The following is a 19,155-nucleotide window of genomic DNA, read 5'->3' on the forward strand; positions in this document are numbered from 1 at the left end:
CACAGTAGAGCGCGAACGTGAAGCTAGCCGCGCGCTGGAGCTCGGCGGAAGGGCCGGAACCCTACGCCGGGACCAGCTCGACGCCGGAGAGCACGACGGCGTTGTCGCGCGAGGGCGCGACGACGCTGGCCACAAACCGGCCGCTCTCCTTCCAGATGCCGACCTTGAGCGTCTCGCCGGGGAATGCCACCCCGGCGAAACGCGCACCGTAGGCGGCCACCGCGGCGGTGTCACCGTCGAGCAGCGCGTCGGTGATCGCCTTGCAGGTCATCCCGTACGTGCACAGCCCATGCAGGATGGGCTGCGAAAAGCCTGCGGCAGCGGCGAATTCGGGATCGGAGTGCAGCGGGTTGCGGTCGCCGCACAGCCGGTAGAGCAGCGCCTGCTGCGGCAGGATCGGCACGTCGACCTCGAGATCGGGGGCGCGGTCGGGCGCGGCGTCGCCCCCCGACGGCCCGCGCTCACCACCGAAGCCGCCTTCGCCGCGGGCGAAGATGGACCGTCGCTGCGTCCACAACAGCGTGCCGTCCGGCGCGGTCACCGTGGTCTCGCTCCAGATCACCGCGGCCTTGCCCTTGTCCCAGATGTCCGTGAACCGGGTGACGGCCTTCGCCGAGCCCGACGGTGGCAACGGCCCGGGCACCTCGACCCGCTCGCTGGCGTGCAGCACCTTGCCCAGTTCGATGTCGATGCCCGGGAACTGCACGGTCGGCGGTTTCGTGGCGTGGAAGGTGGCGGCCACGTTGCCGAACGTGGGCAGCACCTGCGGGGTGTCGTCGACCAGGTAGCGCAGCTCGCGCGGATCCATCGGATCGGCGCCCGCGCCCAGCCCGAGGTGGTAGAGCTGCACATCGCTACTGGCCCAAGAGAATTCGATGGGATCCAGCTCGGCGTTCAGCGCGACGTCTACGTCGATAGGCATGTCAGTTCTCTCCCGCTATGTGCAATGCCGCCAGGTAGCCGAACGTCATGGCCGGGCCGATGGTGCCACCCGGACCGGGATACGTGTGGCCCATCACCGGGGCACTGACATTGCCCGCGGCGTAAAGCCCTTCGATGATACTGCCGTCGTCGCGCAGCGCCCGGCCGTGGACGTCGGTGCGGATGCCGCCCTTGGTCCCCAGGTCGCCGGGCACCATCTTGGCGGCGTAGTACGGCGCGTGGCTGATCTCGCCGAGGTTGGGGTTGGGCTTGTTGGTCGGGTCGCCGTAGTACCTGTCGTAGGCGCTCTCGCCACGCTGGAAGTCCGCGTCCACACCGGAGCGCGCGAAACCGTTGAAACGTTCCACGGTCGCGGTGAATTCGTCCACCGGAAGTCCGGCCTTGGTCGCCAGCTCCGCCAGCGTGTCGGCCGTGATGATGACGCCCGACTCCAGCCACTTACGTGGAATGCGTTGTCCGGGTTGCAATCCCGCGAAGATGTAGCGGTCGCGGTACTGCTGGTCGAAGACCAGCCACGCGGGAATGTTCTCACCCGGCCCCGGCCCCTGGCCGTATTCGCCGCCGTACATGTGATGGCAGGCTTCCACGTAGGGCATCGACTCGTTCATGAACCGTTTGCCGGACATGTTGACGATGATCGATCCCGGCGAGTTGCGCTCCGACAGTGCGAACCACGGCGCACCGACCAACGGGACGGTGGGCCCCCACCAGGCGTCTTCCATCAATTCGAGTCCGGCGCCCAGCTTTTCGGCGGCGACGATGCCGTCGCCGGTGTTTGCCACCGCGCCGACGGTCCATTCGGTGGTGATCGGCGCGCGCTGGTACTTGACCCGCATCTGTTCGTTGTGCTCGAACCCGCCCGACGCCAGGATCACGCCGCGACGGGCCCGGATCAGTTGGGGCTCACCCGATTCGGCTTCGCCGGCGCCGCGTACGTAGACCCCGCGCACCACGCCGTCGTCGACGTACAGGTCGGTGAGGGCGGTGTTGAGCACCACCGGAACACCGGCCCGTTGCAACCCGATTCGCAGCGGCCCGATCAGCGCCCGGCCCATGCCGACGAGGTTCTTGCCGGTCGCCTTGGCCCACATCGTGCGGGCGCCGACCTTCAGGCTGCGCAGCACGCCGCGCGGGTGGCGCTTCAGCTGGTTCAACCGCACGTAATCCTGTTGCATCACCACGACGTTGAGCGGCACTTTGCCGTACGCGGGCTCCAGGCCACGCTCGTCGGCCCCGAGCTTGCGGGCGTTGAACGGCTTCGGCTCGATCGAGCGGCCCTCCGCGCGCCCGCCCGGCGACTCGGGGTAGTAATCGGAGTACTTCGGCACCCAGCACATCTTCAGCGGCGTGTGCTTGAGCACGAACGACAACATCTCGGGCCCGCGCTCGAGGTAGGTGTCGATGCGTTCCGGCTCGACGACGTTGCCGATGATCCCGTGCAGATACGTGCGGGCGGCTTCCGCGGTGTCCTTGACCCCGTCACGCTTGAGCACTTCGTTATTTGGGATCCAAACGCCGCCGCCCGAGCGTGCGGTCGAGCCACCAAAGTGCGGGGCCTTTTCGATGACTATTGTGGAAAGACCCCGGTGAGCGGCGGTAAGGGCGGCCACCATGCCGGCCCCGCCGCTCCCGACCACGACGACGTCGTACTCCTGCGCTGACATGTAGAACACGTTATAGAATTGCCCGGGGCGGCCGCTACTGGCCCGGTCGACCGTACGAGGAGACGTAGAGAAATGCTCAGTGTTGCTACCCGCGACGAGCTCGCTGCCGACTTGGCGCAGGCTGAGCGCAGCGGTGAGCCGATCCCGCCGCTGACCGCCGCCTATCCGGACATCGACGTCGTCGACGCCTACGAGATTCAGCTGATCAACATCCGCCAGCGGGTCGCCGAGGGCGCCCGCGTGCTGGGCCACAAGGTGGGGCTGTCGTCGTTGGCGATCCAGCAGATGATGGGCGTCGACGAGCCCGACTACGGGCATTTGCTCGACGAGATGCAGCTGTTCGAAGACACCCCGGTCAAGGCGAACCGCTACCTGTATCCGCGGGTGGAGGTCGAGGTCGGTTTCGTGTTGAACGCGGACCTGCCGGGGGCCGGTTGCACGGAGGACGACGTACTGGCGGCCACCGAGGCGCTGGTCCCGTCCATCGAGTTGATCGACACCCGGATCACCGACTGGAAGATCGAGCTGTGCGACACCATCGCCGATAACGCGTCGTCGGCCGGTTTCGTGCTGGGTCAGGCCCGGGTGTCCCCCCGCGACATCGACGTCAAGGGGATCGACGCGGTGCTGCGCTGCAACGGCGAGGTCGTCGCGGAGGGCCGCACCGACGCGGTGCTGGGCAACCCCGTCACCGCGGTGGCGTGGCTGGCCCGCAAGGTGGACGGGTTCGGCGTGCGGTTACGCAAGGGCGACGTCGTGCTGCCCGGATCGTGCACGCGGGCGATCGACGCGCACCCCGGCGACGAGTTCGTCGCCGACTTCGCAGGCCTCGGTTCGGTGCGTCTGGCGTTCGAATAGGCTCGAATTAAATCGACCAACTTAAATCTCAGTAGTTCGAAAAGGGGCATCATGCCGTCCAAGGCGAGTGTGGCCATTGTCGGGTCGGGCAACATCAGCACTGACCTGCTCTACAAGTTGTTGCGGTCGGACTGGCTGGAGCCGCGCTGGATGGTCGGCATCGACCCCGAAAGCGAGGGTCTGGCGCGGGCCCGCAAGCTGGGTTTGGAGACCACCCACGAGGGCGTGGACTGGCTGTTGGCGCAGTCGGACAAACCCGACCTGGTCTTCGAGGCGACCAGCGCCTACGTGCACCGCGACGCCGCACCCAAGTACGAGGCCGCCGGCATCCGGGCCATCGACCTGACGCCGGCCGCGGTGGGTCCGGCGGTGATCCCGCCGGCCAACCTGCGCCAGCACCTGGATGCGCCGAACGTCAACATGATCACCTGCGGTGGCCAGGCCACCATTCCGATCGTGTACGCGGTGTCGCGCGCGGTCGCCGACCTCGGTGGCGTGCCGTATGCCGAGATCGTCGCCTCGGTCGCCTCGCTGTCGGCGGGGCCGGGCACCCGGGCCAACATCGACGAGTTCACCAAGACCACCAGCAAGGGCGTGGAGACCATCGGCGGTGCCGCCCGCGGCAAGGCGATCATCATCTTGAACCCGGCCGACCCGCCGATGATCATGCGCGACACCATCTTCTGCGCCCTCCCCGAGGACGCCGACCGCGACGCGGTCGCCCAATCCATCCACGACGTGGTCGCCGAGGTGCAGACCTACGTGCCCGGCTACCGGCTGCTCAACGAACCCCAGTTCGACGATCCGTCGATCAACTCCGGAGGCCAGGCGCTGGTCACCACGTTCGTCGAAGTCGAGGGCGCCGGCGATTACCTGCCCCCCTATGCGGGCAACCTGGACATCATGACCGCCGCGGCGACCAAGGTCGGCGAGGAGATCGCCAAGGAATCCTTGACCGCGACGGCCGGAGGAGCGCAAGCATGAGTACCACCGACATCTTCTTCAACCCGGTCTGGGACGTCCGGATGACCGACACGTCGCTGCGCGACGGCTCGCACCACAAACGCCACCAGTTCACCAAGGACGAGGTCGGCGCCATCGTGGCCGCCCTGGACGCCGCGGGTGTGCCCGTCATCGAGGTCACCCACGGCGACGGGCTGGGCGGCTCGAGCTTCAACTACGGGTTCTCCAAGACCCCCGAGCAGGAGCTGATCAAGCTCGCCGCCGAAACCGCCAAAGAGGCCAAGATCGCCTTCTTGATGCTGCCCGGTGTGGGCACCAAGGAGGACATCAAAGAGGCCCAGAACAACGGCGGCTCGATCTGCCGGATCGCCACGCACTGCACCGAGGCCGACGTCTCGATCCAGCACTTCGGCCTGGCCCGCGAACTCGGCCTGGAAACCGTCGGCTTCTTGATGATGAGCCACACCATCTCCCCGGAGAAGCTGGCCGCCCAGGCCCGCATCATGGCCGATGCCGGCTGCCAGTGCGTCTACGTGGTCGACTCGGCCGGGGCGCTGGTCCTCGAAGGCGTGCGGGACCGGGTCGCCGCGCTGGTCGCCGAACTCGGCGACGACGCCCAGGTCGGCTTCCACGGCCACGAGAACCTCGGACTCGGGGTGGCCAACAGCGTCGAGGCCGTGCGCGCCGGCGCCAAGCAGATCGACGGCTCGTGCCGCCGCTTCGGCGCCGGGGCGGGCAACGCGCCCGTCGAGGCGCTGATCGGGGTGTTCGACAAGATCGGCGTCAAAACCGGCATCGACTTCTTCGACATCGCCGACGCCGCCGAAGAGGTCGTCGCCCCCGCCATGCCCGCCGAGTGCCTGCTCGACCGCAACGCCCTCATCATGGGCTACTCCGGGGTCTACTCCAGCTTCCTCAAGCACGCCATCCGCCAGGGTGAGCGCTACGGCGTCCCGCCGCATGAGCTGTTGCACCGGGCCGGCCAGCGCAAGCTCATCGGCGGCCAGGAGGACCAGCTGATCGACATCGCGCTGGAGATCAAGCGCGAGCAGGAAAGCGGCGCCGCGACCGCTCGCTAGCACACACAGGGCACGCAAAGGTAGCGCGAGTAACCTGGCGCGCATGAGCACATCCAAGACAGTCGGCGCCCGCCGCCGTGGGCTGCACGGCCTGCTCGTCGGGGGGCTACTAACCGCCACCGCGGCAACGTTGATCGCGCTGCCGGTGGCCAACGCGGATCCCGGGTGTAATCAGGACGTGGGTAGTTCCATCGACTCGTACCTGCAGCGCCATCCCGACCTCCACCAGCAACTGATCGACAAGTCAAAGGGCGAGGGCGGTAACGGCAGCGTGATCGACTACCTGAACCGGCATCCCGACGTGCGCCAGCACCTGATCGAGCTGTCCCACGCCTGCCCGCCGTAGCGAAGCTGCCTCGTCCTTGAACCCCGCGGCCGACGCGCCGGAATGTTCGCCATTGACGAAAAAGTAGAACACGTTCTAGCGTCTAGGCGTGTCCGCAAATTCCTTTTCCGGCCCGCTCACCCAAGCGATCGCTGAGGCCGAACAGCTGGTGGCCGATGCGCCGTTCATCGAGACCGAAGCCGACCTCCTCGAAGGGTTGCAGTACCTGGCCGGCTGCATCTCGGCCTGCATCCATCTGGCCGTGGACTACGACCGCGACCATCCCTTCCTGCAGTCGGGTACCGGGCCGTTCACCAAGATGGGCCTGGACAACCCCGACACCCTCTACTTCGGTACCCGGGTGCACGCCAACCACGATTACGTGGTCACCGGCAGGCGCGGAACCACCACCGATTTGAGTTTCCAGCTACTCGGCGGCGAATACACGGACGACTTCGTGCCCGTCAGCCAGGCCGCGTTCGACGATCGCGAGCTCGAGATCGCGCCCGACGGCAGCTTCGAGTGGCGGGTGCGACCCACCAGCCCCGGACAATTGGTGATCCGCGAGGTGTACGGGGACTGGTCGGCCCAGCGCGGCACGCTGGCGATCTCGCGGCTCGACACGGCGGGCACCGCACCGCCGCCGCTGACCCGCGAGCTCATCGAAAAGCGTTACGCCACGGCGGGAAAGCAGCTTGTCCAGCGAGTAAAGACCTGGCTGCAATTCCCGCAATGGTTTTATCTCGACCTGCCGGTCAACACCATGGTGGCGCCGCGGCTGACTCCGGGCGGACTGGCCACACAGTACTCGTCGGTCGGGCACTTCGACCTGCGACCGGATCAGGCGATGGTCATCACCATCCCGGTCACCGACGCGCCCTACCTCGGCTTCCAGCTGGGCAGCCTCTGGTACATCTCGCTGGACTACATCAACCACCAGACTTCGCTGAACAACACGCAGGCGCAGGCGGATCCGGACGGCAAGGTGCGCATCGTCGTCGCCGACCAGAACCCGGGAGTGACCAACTGGGTCGAGACGCTCGGCCATCGGCGGGGCTTCCTGCAGTTCCGCTGGCAGCGGGTGTCGCGTGAGCTCACCGATGCCGACGGTCCGAGCGTCGAGGTGGTCGACATCGACAAGGTTCCGGCCGCGTTGCCGTACTACGATCACAACAAGATCTCAGAGGGCGACTGGCGCGCGCGTATTGCGTTGCGCCACCAACAAATTCAGGCGAGGATGCTGGGATGACGAAGTTGCTCGACGGCAAGGTAGTGGTGATCAGCGGCGTCGGCCCGGGTCTGGGCACGACGCTGGCGCACCGATGCACGCGAGAAGGTGCCGACCTGGTGCTGGCGGCCCGCACGCCGGAACGCCTGGACGACGTCGCCAAGCAGATCGCCGACCTCGGAGGCCGGGCGACGACGGTGCGCACGGACATCACCGAGGACGACCAGGTGAGCAACCTGGTCGATGCCACCTTGGAGGCCTACGGCAAGGTCGACGTGCTGATCAACAACGCATTCCGGGTGCCGTCGCTGAAACCGTTCTCCGGCACCAGCTTTCAGCATATCCGCGACGCGATCGAACTCAGCGCCCTCGGCGCACTGCGGCTCATCCAGGGGTTCACGCCGGCGCTGGCCGAGTCGAAGGGCTCGATCGTCAACGTCAACTCCATGGTGTTGCGGCACTCGCAGGCGAAGTACGGCGCCTACAAGATGGCCAAGTCGGCGCTGCTGTCCATGTCGCATTCGCTGGCCACCGAGCTGGGCGAGCAGGGGATCCGGGTCAATTCCGTTGCACCCGGCTATATCTGGGGCGAGACATTGCAGGGCTACTTCAACCACCAGGCCGGCAAGTACGGCACCACGGCCGAGCAGATCTACGAGGCCACCGCGGCCGGCTCCGATCTGAAGCGGCTGCCAACCGAGGACGAGGTTGCCTCGGCGATCCTGTTCATGGCCAGCGATCTGTCCAGCGGCATCACCGGCCAGACATTGGACGTCAACTGCGGGGAGTATCACACGTGATGTCGGCGCTGACGATGCAGAAGCGATGAGGAGGAAGCGGCGCAACAATGAGTGATCGCACCGATATCGGTACCGTCGACGAGCTCCACGCATCGGCCACCAAGCTGACAGGGCTCGACGACTTCGGCGTCGACGACGACAACTATCGCGAAGCGCTCTCCGTGCTGCTGGACTCCTACCGGACCGAGGCCGGGCTTACGGTGTTGGGCAGCAAGATGAATCGCTTCTTCCTGCGTGGGGCGCTGGTGGCGCGATTGCTGTCCGAGGCCGCCTGGAAGCAGTACCCGCAGTACGCCGACGTTGCCATCGAACGCCCCATCTTCGTCACCGGTCTGGTGCGCACCGGAACCACGGCGCTGCACCGGCTCCTGGGCGCCGATCCCGCGCATCAGGGCCTGCACATGTGGCTGGCGGAATTCCCGCAACCGCGCCCCCCGCGCGAGACGTGGGAGTCGCACCCGCTGTATCGCCAGCTCGACGCGCAATTCACCCAGCACCACCAGGAAAACCCCGGCTACACCGGGCTGCACTTCATGGCCGCCTACGAGCTGGAGGAGTGCTGGCAGCTGCTGCGGCAGTCGCTGCACTCGGTGTCCTACGAAACGCTGGCGCACCTGCCGAGCTACGCGCAGTGGCTCTCCGAGCAGGACTGGACGCCGTCATATCGGCGGCACCGCAAGAACCTTCAGCTGATCGGGCTCAACGACGCCGACAAGCGGTGGGTGCTGAAGAATCCCAGTCACCTGTTCGCGTTGGACGCGTTGATGGCGACCTACCCCGACGCGCTGGTGATCCAGACCCATCGGCCGGTCGAAACGATCATGGCCTCGATGTGCTCGCTCGCGCAGCACACCGCCGAGGGCTGGTCGACGACGTTCACAGGCGCCCAAATCGGTGCTGACGCAATGGAAACCTGGTCGCGGGGGTTGGAGCGGTTCAACACCGCCCGGGCCAAATACAGCCCGGACCAGTTCTACGACGTCGACTACAAGGAATTGATCGCCGACCCGATGGGCACCGTGGCCGACATCTACCGGCACTTCGGCCTGACCCTGACCGAAGAGGCCAAAGCCGCCATGGAAAAGACCCATGCCGACAGCCGGTCCGGCGAGCGGGCGCCCAAGCACACCTACTCGCTGGCCGACTATGGCCTCAGCACCGAGACGGTCAAGGAGCGGTTCGCGGGCCTGTGATCCGTCGCGAGACTGCAACTGGCGACACATTTCCCGAGCGGCGCCGTCGGTAGTTACAGTCTCGCGGAGTCAGTCTGCGTCCGGATCGTCGTCGAGGTAGCCCTCGGCGACGGCATGCTCGATGCTGTCGCTCAGTTTGGGGCAGGACCGGGTGCGCGCGGTGTCACCGCCGGCCTCCCGCACTTCGGTGAAGTGCGCGCAGCGCTGCCACGCCTCGGTGTTCCACTGCACCGCAGTGTGTCCGGGGCCAAGCCTGCGCACCGTGACGCGGACGTGGCAGAAGCGGCAGTCCACCGGCAGCAGGCCCGAGTTGAGGTAGCGCTCACGGTCGGCGCGGCTGGCTTCGGCCACGGCGGCCGCGCGCTGCGGATCGTTGGCGAAATCCCTTGACTTCGACCACGATCCGGAGCCGCTGTCGCGGCCCGGCTTCTCCTCGTGGTCGTGATGATCGCCGTGCAGCGCCAACATCGATCGCGCAAGCCGATCGACGTCAGGTACCTGCGGCTGATCGTCGCCCATGGGGTCCTTAGTGCTGCTCCGCCGGAACGTCTTCGGATTCCTTGGCCTTGAGGTTCTCGGAGACCTCGGAATTCCAGTACTCGTTGGCGCGGGTGGTGTCGACCTCGATCTCGAAGCGTTCCACCATTTCCGGCTCGATGTCGGCGACGTCGACGTAGAACTGCTGATACCAGCGGCGCAGCTGGTAGACCGCGCCGTCCTCTTCGACCAGCAGCGGATTGTCGATGCGAGTCTTGTGCTTCCAGATCTCGACGTCCTGCAGGAAGCCCTTGCTGACACCCTCGGTGAACACCTTCGCCAGCTTGTCGGTCATCTTTTCGTCCATGCCCTTGGGCTTTTCGACGATGACACCCCACTGCAGCACGAACGAGTTCTGGGTGACCGGGTAGTGGCAGTTGATCAGGATCGACTCGGCCTTGTAACCGCCGTAGCTGTTGTGCAGCCAGTTGATCATGAACGACGGGCCGAAGTAGGACGCCTCGGAATCCAGGTGCGCCTCACCGTAAGACGTGCCGAGATCGTTGACATCGGGCCGGCCCACGTTGTGCAGGTACTGCGACGCGATGTGCCCCTCGAACACGTTCTTGAAGTACGTCGGCAATCCGAAATGGATGTAGAAGAAGTGCGCCATGTCGGTGACGTTGTCGATGATGTCGCGGCAGTTGGACCCCTCGATGAGGATGCTGTTCCACCGCCACTCGGTCCACTCGTCGCTGTGGGCTTCCGGGATGTCCGGAATTTGCACGGCGGGGTCCGGCGGATTGTTCTCGTGGTCGTGCCAGACGAACAGCAGGCCGCCGCGCACATCGGTCGCCCACGACCGGGTGCGGGCCGTCTTCGGCGTGCGCTTGGCATACGGCACCAGCTTGCAGCGGCCATCACCGCCCCAGCGCCAGTCGTGGAACGGGCAGGCGACCTCGTCGCCCTTGATGGTGCCCTCCGACAGGTCTCCGCCCATGTGTCGGCAATAGCCGTCGAGGACCTTGATGTCCCCGTGGGAGTCGGCGAAGACCACAAGCTTGGTGCCGAAAGCCTCGATCGAATGCGGCTTACCGTCCTGAAAGTCCTTCGCGACGCCCAGGCAGTGCCAGCCGCGGGCGTACCTGGTCGGCAACGCGCCGGGATCAATCTCCCGGATGCCGACCGCCTTGGTGTCGGTACTCACCTGTCACCTCCAACTCGTAGCCCTCTAACTAGAACACGTTACAGTTTTGCGGCGGGGGCGCGCAACGACGGCGAGCCTGGCTGGGACATATGCGTGCTGGGGTATATGTAAACGATGCCGCTGTTTGCATTCGAGGGCCGGTCACCACGGGTCGATCCCACCGCTTTCGTGGCCCCCACGGCCACTCTGATCGGCGACGTTGTCGTGGAGGCGGGGGCCTCGATCTGGTTCAACGCCGTCCTGCGTGGCGACTACGCGCCCATCGTGGTCCGGGAGGGCGCCAACGTGCAGGACGGATCGGTGCTGCATGCCCCGCCCGGTATCCCGGTCGACATCGGTCCTGGCGCGACCGTGGCGCACCTGTGCGTCGTCCACGGGGTGCACGTGGGGCCCGAGGCGCTGATCGCCAACCACGCCACCGTGCTGGACGGCGCGGTCATCGGCGCGCGCAGCCTGGTCGCCGCGCACTCATTGGTCACCGCCGGCACCCAGATCCCGGCCGGGATGCTGGCGGTCGGCGCCCCCGCCCAAATCCGCGGCCCGGTCGCCGGCACCGGCGCGGAGATGTGGCTCAAGCTGAATCCACAGGCCTACCGCGACCTCGCACAGCGGCATCTGGCCGGGCTGGAACCGATTTAGACCTTGCGCGTGTTGGCCGCCGCGCGGTCCATCTCCCAATAGGCGCGCAGGGCCACCAGCTTGCCCTCGTCGTTGGCCTTGTAGGTGAACACGCCCTCGGCGGTCGTCTGGTATTCGCCCGTCGTGATGAGGATGTGCCCGACGTTGGCCTCCTCGTTGCCGCACTGATACGTGTCGCGGAACACGAACTCGATCTTCGCGGTCGGGGCGATCGCCTTGTCCCAGAACGCCGAAATCGCGTCGCGCCCCCGATGCCCTTTGCCTTCGGGGTCAAACGCGGAGGGGCCGATCGGGTCTTCGACGATGGCGTCGTCGGCGAACACCGCCAGCCAGGCGTCCTTGTCCCGGGCCGCCACCGCCTCGCGGGAGCGGCGGCCGGCCTCGTGCGCGGGATGCTCAGTCTTGGGCGCGCTCACGCCTCGACCTTTTGGGCCGCCGGCTTGTCGGCGCCGACGACCCACATGGAGTAGTACTGCGAGCCGCCGCCGTAGGCGTGTCCCAAGGCCTTTCGCGCGTTGGGTACTTGGTGGTCGCCACCCTTGCCCATGACCTGGATCGCCGCTTCGGCGAAGCGAATCAGGCCCGAGGCGCCGATCGGGTTGGACGACAGCACGCCGCCCGACGGGTTCACCGGCAGCCGACCGCCGATCCTGGTCTCGCCCGCTTCGGTGAGCTTCCAGCCTTCGCCCTCGGGCGCAAACCCCAGGTTTTCCAACCACATCGGCTCGAACCAGGAGAACGGAACGTAGATCTCCGCGGCGTCGATCTCATCGACGGGGCTCGTGATGCCGGCGGCCTTCCACAGCGCGGCGGCCGCGTCACGGCCGGCCTGCGGGCTGACCTGGTCGCGCCCGGAGAACTGCAGCGGCTCGGTGCGCAACGCGGTGGCGTGAATCCATGCCACCGGATTGCCTTGCGCCAGGCGGGCTTCGGCGGCCTCCTCGTTGCCGATCACGACCGCCGCCGCGCCGTCGGAGGACGGGCAGGTCTCGTCGTAACGGATCGGGTCCCACAGCATCGGCGACGCCATCACCTTCTCCACGGTGATGTCGGGCTGATGCAGGTGCGCCAGCGGGTTGCGGACGCCGTTGAGCCGGTCTTTGACCGCGACCATGGCACCGATGTTGGTCGGCGCCCCCGAGCGACGGATGTAGGAGCGCACGTGCGGGGCGAAGTAGCCGCCCGCGCCGGCGCCCACCGGCTTGATGAAGGGGATCGGAATTGACAACGCCCACATCGCGTTTGATTCCGACTGCTTCTCCCAGGCCATCGCCAGCACGCGCCGGTACTTGCCGGACTGCACCAGACTGGCGGCCACCACGCCGGTGGAGCCGCCGACCGATCCCGCGGTGTGCACCCGGATCAGCGGCTTGCCGGTCGCGCCCATGGCGTCGGCCATGAACAGCTCCGGCATCATGACGCCCTCGAAGAAGTCCGGCGCCTTGCCGACCACGACGGCGTCGATGTCGTCGAACGTGCAACCCGAGTCGGCCAGCGCCCGATCGATCGCCTCGCGCACCAGGCCGTTCATCGAAACGTCCTGGCGCTTGGCGACATACTTCGTCTGTCCGGTACCTAGTACCGCAGCGATGTTTGGCCCTGCACCGGCCATCAGTTCTTTCCTTCCATGACCGCGACCAGGTTCTGTTGTAGCGCAGGCCCGCTGGTGGCGTGCGCCAGCACCCGCTCAGCCGAACCATTCCAGATGTGTTGTGCTGCAAAGCCGATGCGCTCGAGGCCGGCGACGAACATGGGATTGGCCGCCAGAGCGCCGCCGGACGGGTTGACCTTGGTCGGTCCCGGAATCCGGATGGCTTCCTCGATGATCAGGTGCTGGTGGGTGAAGGGTGCGCAGATCTCGGCCACGTCCAGGTTGTCGGTCCTGCCGCCGGTGGCCACGTGGGCCGCGGCCTTGGTCGACGGGGACTCGGTGAGGTCGCGCGCGCCCAGCGACGGGGTTTCGATGCGATGCTCGATTCCCGTTATCCAGGCCGGGTTTTCGCGCAGTTCGCGTGCCCGGTCGCCGGCCGCGAGCACGATCGCCGCGGCACCGTCGGTGATCGGCGCGATGTCGTGGCGCCGCAGCGGGTCGGCGTAAAACGGCCGTTCGAGCAATTCGGCCACGCTGATCGACCCCTCGATCTTGTCGACCCGGCGCGCGTTCGCGAAGGAGTCGAAGGCCACGCGCGCCATCTGCTCCTCGGTCCACTTGCCGGTGTCGAGCCCGATGCGGGCCTGCAGCCCGGCCATCGAGATCGAATCGGGCCACAGCGGCGCGACGGTGTAAGGGTCGGTCTGCCGCGAGAGGATTTGGCGCAGGATCCCGGCCGAGGACTTGCCGAAGCCGTACACCAGTGCGGTGTCGACCTCACCGGTCAGGATTTTGATGTAGGCCTCGTAGAGGGCCCATGCCGCGTCCATTTCGACGTGCGATTCGTTGATCGGCGGAACGGCGCCGATGGAGTCGATCGCCGAGATGAACGAAAAGGCCCTTCCGGCAAGGTAATCCGACGATCCGGAACACCAGAAGCCGATGTCGGTCCTTTCGATGCCCAGCTCCTCGTACAGCTGGGCGAAGCACGGTATCAACATCTCGACGCCGTTGGTGGTGCCGTCGGTGCGGCGGACATGCGGGGCGTGGGCAAAGCCGACCACCGCAACGTTGCGAGCGCTCATGTGTTCGTAAGCCCTTTACAGGTGATGCTTGTAGGTGTCGTAGTCGGCGTCGGGTTCCCCGGTCGGCCGGAAGTACTCGATGTTGTCGATGCCAAAACCCCACTCCTCGCGGGGTTTCCACACCGCTTCGACGCGCATGCCCATCCGCACCTCGTGCGCGTCGATGTCGGCGACGAGATGCAGGAACGGGATGTCGGCCCCGTCGAGCAGCACGTAGGCGGCCACGTAGGGCGGCTTGATGCGCTGGCCCTGGAACGGGATGTTGATGATCGCGAACGTCGTCACGGTGCCCTTGTCCGGCAGCTCGACGAACTCGGTGGTCGGCTGACCGGTGGCCGGGTCGGCGCCGTGCGGCGGGAAGTAGACCTTCCCGCTTTCGCCGGTGCGCGCACCCAGCAGCTTGCCCTGGGCGATGGCGCGAAGGTAGGCGCTCTCCTCGTGCGAGGCGGTGTGCTGAATGGTCAGCGAGACCGGTGTGACGACCATGGTCACCGGGTCTTTGTCGCCGTCCGACCGCTCCGCGACGGCTTCAGCTTCCTCGCCGAGCGCGAAATACGCGATGTCGGTGATGGCGCCCACCGGCTCGTCGGCCCAGTGCACATGCACCCGGGTGCCGGACTTGATGGCGTTGGGCTCGCCCGCATCCACCGCGTGGATCAACGGGGTGTCGGCGCCGTCGAGCTTGATCAACGCCCAGGCGAACGGCCGGTCGAGCGGCTGGCCCTCGATCGGTTCGGGCTGCCAGGTCCACGAGACGACGGTGCCGACGCTGGAGACCGGTACCATCTCGCCCAGCGGCTCATAGGTGACCGGGTCATATTCCGGCGGCGGCACATGTACCCGGCCATCCGATCCGCGTACACCCAGGACGTGGCGGTCACGCAGTGCGGTGAAGAACTTACTCAGCGTGGGGCCGACTGAACGGGTGTAGTCGAAGGCCAACGTCAGTGGCGCGGAGAGCGGTGGCTCAGGGTGATCCATCAGGGGCGGGCTACTCGAGCTGGCTGTCACGCCATCGAGTAGAACAGGTTCTAAGAACGGATTCAACATCGGGTCTGCGGAAGGGCGAAGACGATGAAGCTGGGACTGCAGCTGGGATATTGGGGCGCGCAACCGCCGGAGAACCACGGTGAGCTCGTCGCCGCGGCCGAGGAGGCCGGGTACGACGCCGTCTTCACTGCCGAGGCGTGGGGATCCGACGCCTACACGCCGCTGGCCTGGTGGGGATCGTCGACGTCCCGGGTGCGGCTGGGCACCTCGGTGGTGCAGCTGTCCGCGCGGACCCCGACGGCCTGCGCGATGGCCGCCCTGACGCTCGACCACCTGTCCGGCGGCCGGCATGTGCTGGGCCTCGGAGTCTCCGGGCCGCAGGTGGTCGAGGGCTGGTACGGCCAGTCGTTCCCCAAGCCGCTGGCCCGTACCCGCGAATACATCGACATCATCCGGCAGGTGTGGGCGCGGGAGGCGCCGGTGACCAGCGGCGGGCCGCACTACCCGCTGCCGCTGAACGGCGAGCGCGCAACAGGTCTGGGCAAACCGCTCAAGCCGATCACCCATCCGCTGCGGGCCGACATCCCGATCATGCTGGGCGCCGAGGGGCCGAAGAACGTCGCGCTGGCCGCCGAGATCTGCGACGGCTGGCTGCCGATTTTCTACACGCCGCGCATGGCCGACACCTACAACGAATGGCTGGACGAGGGGTTCGCCCGCCCGGGCGCGCGCCGCAGCCGCGAGGACTTCGAGATCTGCGCGACGGCCAACATCGTCATCACCGAGGACCGCAGCGCCGCCTTCGCGGCCATGAAGCCCTACATCGCGCTCTACATGGGCGGGATGGGCGCCGAGGACACCAACTTCCACGCCGACGTCTACCGGCGGATGGGCTACTCCGAGGTCGTCGACGACGTGACGAAGCTGTTCCGCAGTGGACAAAAGGACGGCAAAGAACGAGCGGCGGAGATCATCCCGGACGAGGTGATCGATGACGCCGCGATCGTCGGCGACATCGACTACGTGCGTAAGCAGATCAAGGCCTGGGAGGCCGCCGGCGTGACCATGATGGTGGTGTCCGGGCGCAGTACAGAGCAGGTCCGCGAGCTGGCGAGCCTGATCTGACCCCAGCCCAGCGCGGACTAGAACACGTTCTAATTTTCTTGCCAGCGGGTGAGAACGCGTTCTAGATTGTCCGGATGACACGCCCGACGACGATGCCGAGCGCGCAGCGCGATGAGGCGGAGCCGGGCAATCGACACCGGCCCGACCGGTCAGCCGAGCGGGTGGGCGTCGCCGAATGTCATCTCGACGTGTCCGACGGATCCAGAGATCATGGCCCGCTTTGGCAGGCCCAGCGACGCCAGCTCCTTGGCGTAGGCGTGGTCGCCCAGTCGCAATCTCGCGCCGCCGGCCTGACCGCGCAGCCCGCGCACCCGCATCTCCCAGGGCACTTCCCGGGTGGTGCCGTCGGCGTAGGTGTAGGTCTTGAGGACCTGCGGGCGCGAGGTGAACAGCGACGGCACCGGCAATCCGCGGGCGAAGTCGATGCCCGCGATGTGTGCGCCGTCGGCGCTGACGTCGAATCCGAACCGGCCCTGCTCGCGAACGGTGAAGTCGGCCATGATCTTCGGGAACCCCCAAATGGAGCGTCCCGCTTCCAGGGTGAAGCTCTGATCGACCGGCAGATGGTGGATGAACGCGGCCGCATCACCCAGCGCGCGCCAGCCGCGCGCCGTCGAGCCGGGGGGATTGACCATCACGCAGGTGCCGAATTCGTGGTACTGCCCCAGGTCGCCGTCGATATAGCGGGCCAGCATCAGGTTGACCACCGCCCGGCCCGGGCGGTGCTGGCATACTCGCAGACCGCTGTAGTCGATAAGGCGTTGCGCCGCTTGCGCATCCACCGAAAACATCGCGGTGTGCACGTCCGCTTTTCGTATCCGCACCGGCATGGTGAGGACTGTCCCTGCAACGACGTGTTGTGACTCAGCCATGCCGGTTACTGTAATCCGTTCGTCAACATTTGGAGGCTGTAGATGACTTCGACCATCCCGGAAGCAATCTCGAACATCGACCTGACCGACGGCAATTTCTACGCCGACCGTCACACCTCGCGCGAGGCCTATCGCTGGATGCGCGCCAACCAGCCGGTGTTTCGCGATCGCAACGGGCTGGCCGGCGCCACCACGTATCAGGCCATCCTCGACGCCGAGCGCAATCCGGAGTTGTTCTCCAGCACGGGCGGCATCCGTCCCGACCAGCCGGGCATGCCCTACATGATCGACATGGACGATCCCGCACATCTGTTGCGGCGCAAGCTGGTCAACGCCGGCTTCACCCGCAAGCGGGTGAAGGAGAAGGAGCCGTCGATCGCGAGGCTGTGCGACACCCTGATCGACGCGGTGTGTGAGCGCGGCGAGTGTGACTTCGTCCGCGATATCGCCGCCCCGCTGCCGATGGCGGTGATCGGCGACATGCTGGGCGTGCTGCCCGACGAACGCAGCATGCTGTTGAAGTGGTCCGACGACCTGGTCTGCGGGCTGAGTTCGCACATCGACCCCACGTCGGACGTGGCCCAGGCGGTGATGGCCGCATTCGCCGCGTACACCGAGTTCACCACGGACATCATCACCAAGCGGCGCGCCGAGCCCACCGACGACCTTTTCTCCATCCTGGTCAACGCCGAGGTGGAGGGGCAGCGGATGTCCGACGACGAGATCGTCATGGAGACGCTGCTCATCCTCATCGGCGGCGACGAGACCACGAGGCACACGTTGAGCGGGGGGACAGAACAGCTGGTGCGCCACCGCGACCAGTGGGACGCCCTGGTGCGTGACCCGTCGTTGCTTCCGGGCGCCATCGAGGAGATGCTGCGCTGGACGTCGCCGGTCAAGAACATGTGCAGGACTTTGACGGCTGATACGGACTTCCACGGCACCTCGCTGCGTGAGGGCGAGAAGATCATGCTGCTGTTCGAGTCGGGCAACTTCGACGAGTCGGTGTTCGAGGACCCGGACAGCTTCGACATCCGGCGAAACCCGAACAGCCACATGGCTTTCGGCTTCGGCACCCACTTCTGCCTGGGGAACCAGCTGGCCCGCCTCGAGCTGTCGATGATGACCGAGCGGGTGCTCAAGCGGCTGCCGGATCTGAGACTGGCCGACGACGACTCGACCTTGCCGCTGCGGCCGGCGAACTTCGTCAGTGGCCTGGAGGCGATGCCGGTGGTGTTCACGCCGAGCGCGCCGCTGCTGGGCTGATCGCGTTTGGGCCCCGTTTCGCCCACGCCGCTGCCACCCTGGCGATGATGCCGCCCGGTGTGTCTTCGATCGTGACGCGAACGACCGTCCAACCAATCTCCGCCAGGGTCTCCGCGCGTCGAATGTCCTTGTTGAATTGCCGCTGATCGCTACGGTGATGATCTCCGTCGTACTCGACCGCGACTTTGATGTCTTCCCAACCCATATCGAGTACGGCGACAAGCTCGCCGTACGTGCCGTAGACGGGGATCTGCGTCTTCGGGCACGGATAACCGGCGTCAATGAGCAGCAATCGCAACCACGTCTCGCGTGGTGATTCGGCCCCCGCGTCGACCAGGGTCAGCGCGCGCCGCGCCCGGCGGACATTCCGATGGCCCTTGTAGCGTTCGGTGAGCAACTCGACTTCGGCGACGTCGAGTCTCGTCGCCCGAGCAAGCGCGTCGAGAGCCGCGACGGCCTTGCCGATGGGATTGCGGCAAGCGATATCGAAGGCCGTACGGGCCGCGGAGGTCGCGGGTATGTCGCCGATCAAGCGGATTTCGTTGTGTGCCAGCGAATCCGACCACGTGGTGATGCCGGCCGGCGGACGGCGGTGCTGGTAGACCAATTGCGCGGGCGCCCGGTGGTCGACCCATTTGGCCCCGTGCAGTGCCGAGGCGGAGCGTCCTGCGACGATGCCCCGCCGCCGCGACCACAGCCACGCGGCGCATGCGCGTCTTGTGGCGGTCAGTTCCGTGCCGGGGTCGACGTAGACGTCGGGGTGCAGCGCGACGAACCGGCTCCGCAGCCGATACCGGGTAAGGGTGCCGGCTGCGAGCGCCTCGCTGCCGATGAAGGGTTCGCGCACGCGA

20 protein-coding genes are annotated in these 19,155 nt (G+C 66.7%); 10 read left to right on the plus strand and 10 right to left on the minus strand.

The features are described from left to right. Positions 1 to 61: 61 nt before the first annotated feature. Together JF781_RS04880 and kstD are read right to left on the minus strand one after the other, a co-directional pair. A complete protein-coding gene (locus tag JF781_RS04880) occupies positions 62 to 922 on the minus strand; it encodes a MaoC family dehydratase (protein ID WP_225326271.1) in 861 nt (286 codons plus the stop codon). Between the two features lies 1 nt (position 923). Beyond that, positions 924 to 2,606, minus strand: coding sequence for a 3-oxosteroid 1-dehydrogenase (kstD, locus tag JF781_RS04885; RefSeq protein WP_225326272.1), 1,683 nt, complete (start codon positions 2,604 to 2,606; stop codon positions 924 to 926). Between the two features lie 72 nt (positions 2,607 to 2,678). Here kstD and JF781_RS04890 point away from each other — a divergent pair, with 72 nt between their 5' ends. From JF781_RS04890 to JF781_RS04920, 7 genes are all read left to right on the plus strand, one after another. Continuing rightward, the gene (locus tag JF781_RS04890) at positions 2,679 to 3,464 is read left to right on the plus strand and encodes a 2-keto-4-pentenoate hydratase (protein WP_225326273.1); all 786 of its coding nucleotides are present in this window, start codon (positions 2,679 to 2,681) and stop codon (positions 3,462 to 3,464) included. A 51-nt stretch (positions 3,465 to 3,515) separates the two neighbouring features. Continuing rightward, complete coding sequence (locus JF781_RS04895) at positions 3,516 to 4,448, plus strand: acetaldehyde dehydrogenase (acetylating) (protein ID WP_225326274.1); 933 nt, start codon at positions 3,516 to 3,518, stop codon at positions 4,446 to 4,448. Beyond that, positions 4,445 to 5,506 (plus strand): 4-hydroxy-2-oxovalerate aldolase, encoded by a 1,062-nt coding sequence (gene dmpG / locus JF781_RS04900; protein WP_225326275.1) that lies wholly within the window; start codon positions 4,445 to 4,447, stop codon positions 5,504 to 5,506. The genes JF781_RS04895 and dmpG overlap by 4 nt, the downstream gene beginning before the upstream one ends. A gap of 43 nt (positions 5,507 to 5,549) precedes the next feature. Next, positions 5,550 to 5,852 (plus strand): hypothetical protein, encoded by a 303-nt coding sequence (locus JF781_RS04905; protein ID WP_225326276.1) that lies wholly within the window; start codon positions 5,550 to 5,552, stop codon positions 5,850 to 5,852. An 88-nt stretch (positions 5,853 to 5,940) separates the two neighbouring features. Continuing rightward, positions 5,941 to 7,080: a hypothetical protein gene (locus tag JF781_RS04910; RefSeq protein WP_225326277.1), complete on the plus strand. Its 1,140-nt coding sequence runs from the start codon at positions 5,941 to 5,943 to the stop codon at positions 7,078 to 7,080. Beyond that, positions 7,077 to 7,859 (plus strand): SDR family oxidoreductase, encoded by a 783-nt coding sequence (locus JF781_RS04915; RefSeq protein WP_225326278.1) that lies wholly within the window; start codon positions 7,077 to 7,079, stop codon positions 7,857 to 7,859. Before JF781_RS04910 ends, JF781_RS04915 begins: the two co-directional genes overlap by 4 nt. 47 nt (positions 7,860 to 7,906) lie before the next feature. Next, on the plus strand, positions 7,907 to 9,052 hold the full coding sequence (locus tag JF781_RS04920; RefSeq protein ID WP_225326279.1) for a sulfotransferase: 1,146 nt from the start codon (positions 7,907 to 7,909) through the stop codon (positions 9,050 to 9,052). Between the two features lie 69 nt (positions 9,053 to 9,121). On the opposite strand, the gene JF781_RS04925 is transcribed toward JF781_RS04920, so the two are convergent. Continuing rightward, entirely contained in the window at positions 9,122 to 9,571 is a 450-nt protein-coding gene (locus JF781_RS04925) for a hypothetical protein (protein ID WP_225326280.1), read from the minus strand. 7 nt (positions 9,572 to 9,578) lie between these two features. Then, positions 9,579 to 10,736, minus strand: a complete 1,158-nt coding sequence (locus tag JF781_RS04930; protein ID WP_225326281.1) for a Rieske 2Fe-2S domain-containing protein — start codon at positions 10,734 to 10,736, stop codon at positions 9,579 to 9,581. A 114-nt stretch (positions 10,737 to 10,850) separates the two neighbouring features. On the opposite strand from JF781_RS04930, the gene JF781_RS04935 reads away from it, so the two are divergent. Then, on the plus strand, positions 10,851 to 11,375 hold the full coding sequence (locus JF781_RS04935; RefSeq protein ID WP_225326282.1) for a gamma carbonic anhydrase family protein: 525 nt from the start codon (positions 10,851 to 10,853) through the stop codon (positions 11,373 to 11,375). Here the strand turns inward: JF781_RS04935 and JF781_RS04940 are convergent. The 4 genes from JF781_RS04940 to JF781_RS04955 are packed head-to-tail and all read right to left on the minus strand — an operon-like array spanning position 11,372 to position 15,062. Next, positions 11,372 to 11,791, minus strand: coding sequence for a nuclear transport factor 2 family protein (locus JF781_RS04940; protein WP_225326283.1), 420 nt, complete (start codon positions 11,789 to 11,791; stop codon positions 11,372 to 11,374). The genes JF781_RS04935 and JF781_RS04940 overlap by 4 nt on opposite strands. Further along, positions 11,788 to 12,987 (minus strand): thiolase domain-containing protein, encoded by a 1,200-nt coding sequence (locus JF781_RS04945; RefSeq protein WP_225326284.1) that lies wholly within the window; start codon positions 12,985 to 12,987, stop codon positions 11,788 to 11,790. Before JF781_RS04945 ends, JF781_RS04940 begins: the two co-directional genes overlap by 4 nt. Continuing rightward, the gene (locus JF781_RS04950) at positions 12,987 to 14,051 is read right to left on the minus strand and encodes a thiolase domain-containing protein (protein WP_225326285.1); all 1,065 of its coding nucleotides are present in this window, start codon (positions 14,049 to 14,051) and stop codon (positions 12,987 to 12,989) included. The genes JF781_RS04945 and JF781_RS04950 overlap by 1 nt, the downstream gene beginning before the upstream one ends. A 15-nt stretch (positions 14,052 to 14,066) precedes the next feature. After that, a complete protein-coding gene (locus JF781_RS04955; protein WP_225326286.1) occupies positions 14,067 to 15,062 on the minus strand; it encodes a Zn-ribbon domain-containing OB-fold protein in 996 nt (331 codons plus the stop codon). A gap of 63 nt (positions 15,063 to 15,125) precedes the next feature. Between JF781_RS04955 and JF781_RS04960 the strand changes: the two genes are divergently transcribed. Then, a complete protein-coding gene (locus JF781_RS04960; protein ID WP_225326287.1) occupies positions 15,126 to 16,166 on the plus strand; it encodes an LLM class F420-dependent oxidoreductase in 1,041 nt (346 codons plus the stop codon). 149 nt (positions 16,167 to 16,315) lie between these two features. Here the strand turns inward: JF781_RS04960 and JF781_RS04965 are convergent, their stop codons facing one another. Then, the gene (locus tag JF781_RS04965) at positions 16,316 to 17,038 is read right to left on the minus strand and encodes an acetoacetate decarboxylase family protein (protein WP_225326288.1); all 723 of its coding nucleotides are present in this window, start codon (positions 17,036 to 17,038) and stop codon (positions 16,316 to 16,318) included. Positions 17,039 to 17,080: 42 nt separating this feature from the next. On the opposite strand from JF781_RS04965, the gene JF781_RS04970 reads away from it, so the two are divergent. Continuing rightward, positions 17,081 to 18,304 (plus strand): cytochrome P450, encoded by a 1,224-nt coding sequence (locus JF781_RS04970; RefSeq protein ID WP_255641059.1) that lies wholly within the window; start codon positions 17,081 to 17,083, stop codon positions 18,302 to 18,304. Here JF781_RS04970 and JF781_RS04975 read toward each other — a convergent pair. Then, complete coding sequence (locus JF781_RS04975; RefSeq protein WP_225326289.1) at positions 18,276 to 19,151, minus strand: endonuclease domain-containing protein; 876 nt, start codon at positions 19,149 to 19,151, stop codon at positions 18,276 to 18,278. The two genes, JF781_RS04970 and JF781_RS04975, sit on opposite strands and share 29 nt — an antisense overlap. Positions 19,152 to 19,155 lie beyond the last annotated feature (4 nt).

It is taken from the genome of Mycobacterium sp. WUMAC-067, from assembly GCF_020217485.1.
Classification (GTDB): Bacteria; Actinomycetota; Actinomycetes; order Mycobacteriales; family Mycobacteriaceae; genus Mycobacterium.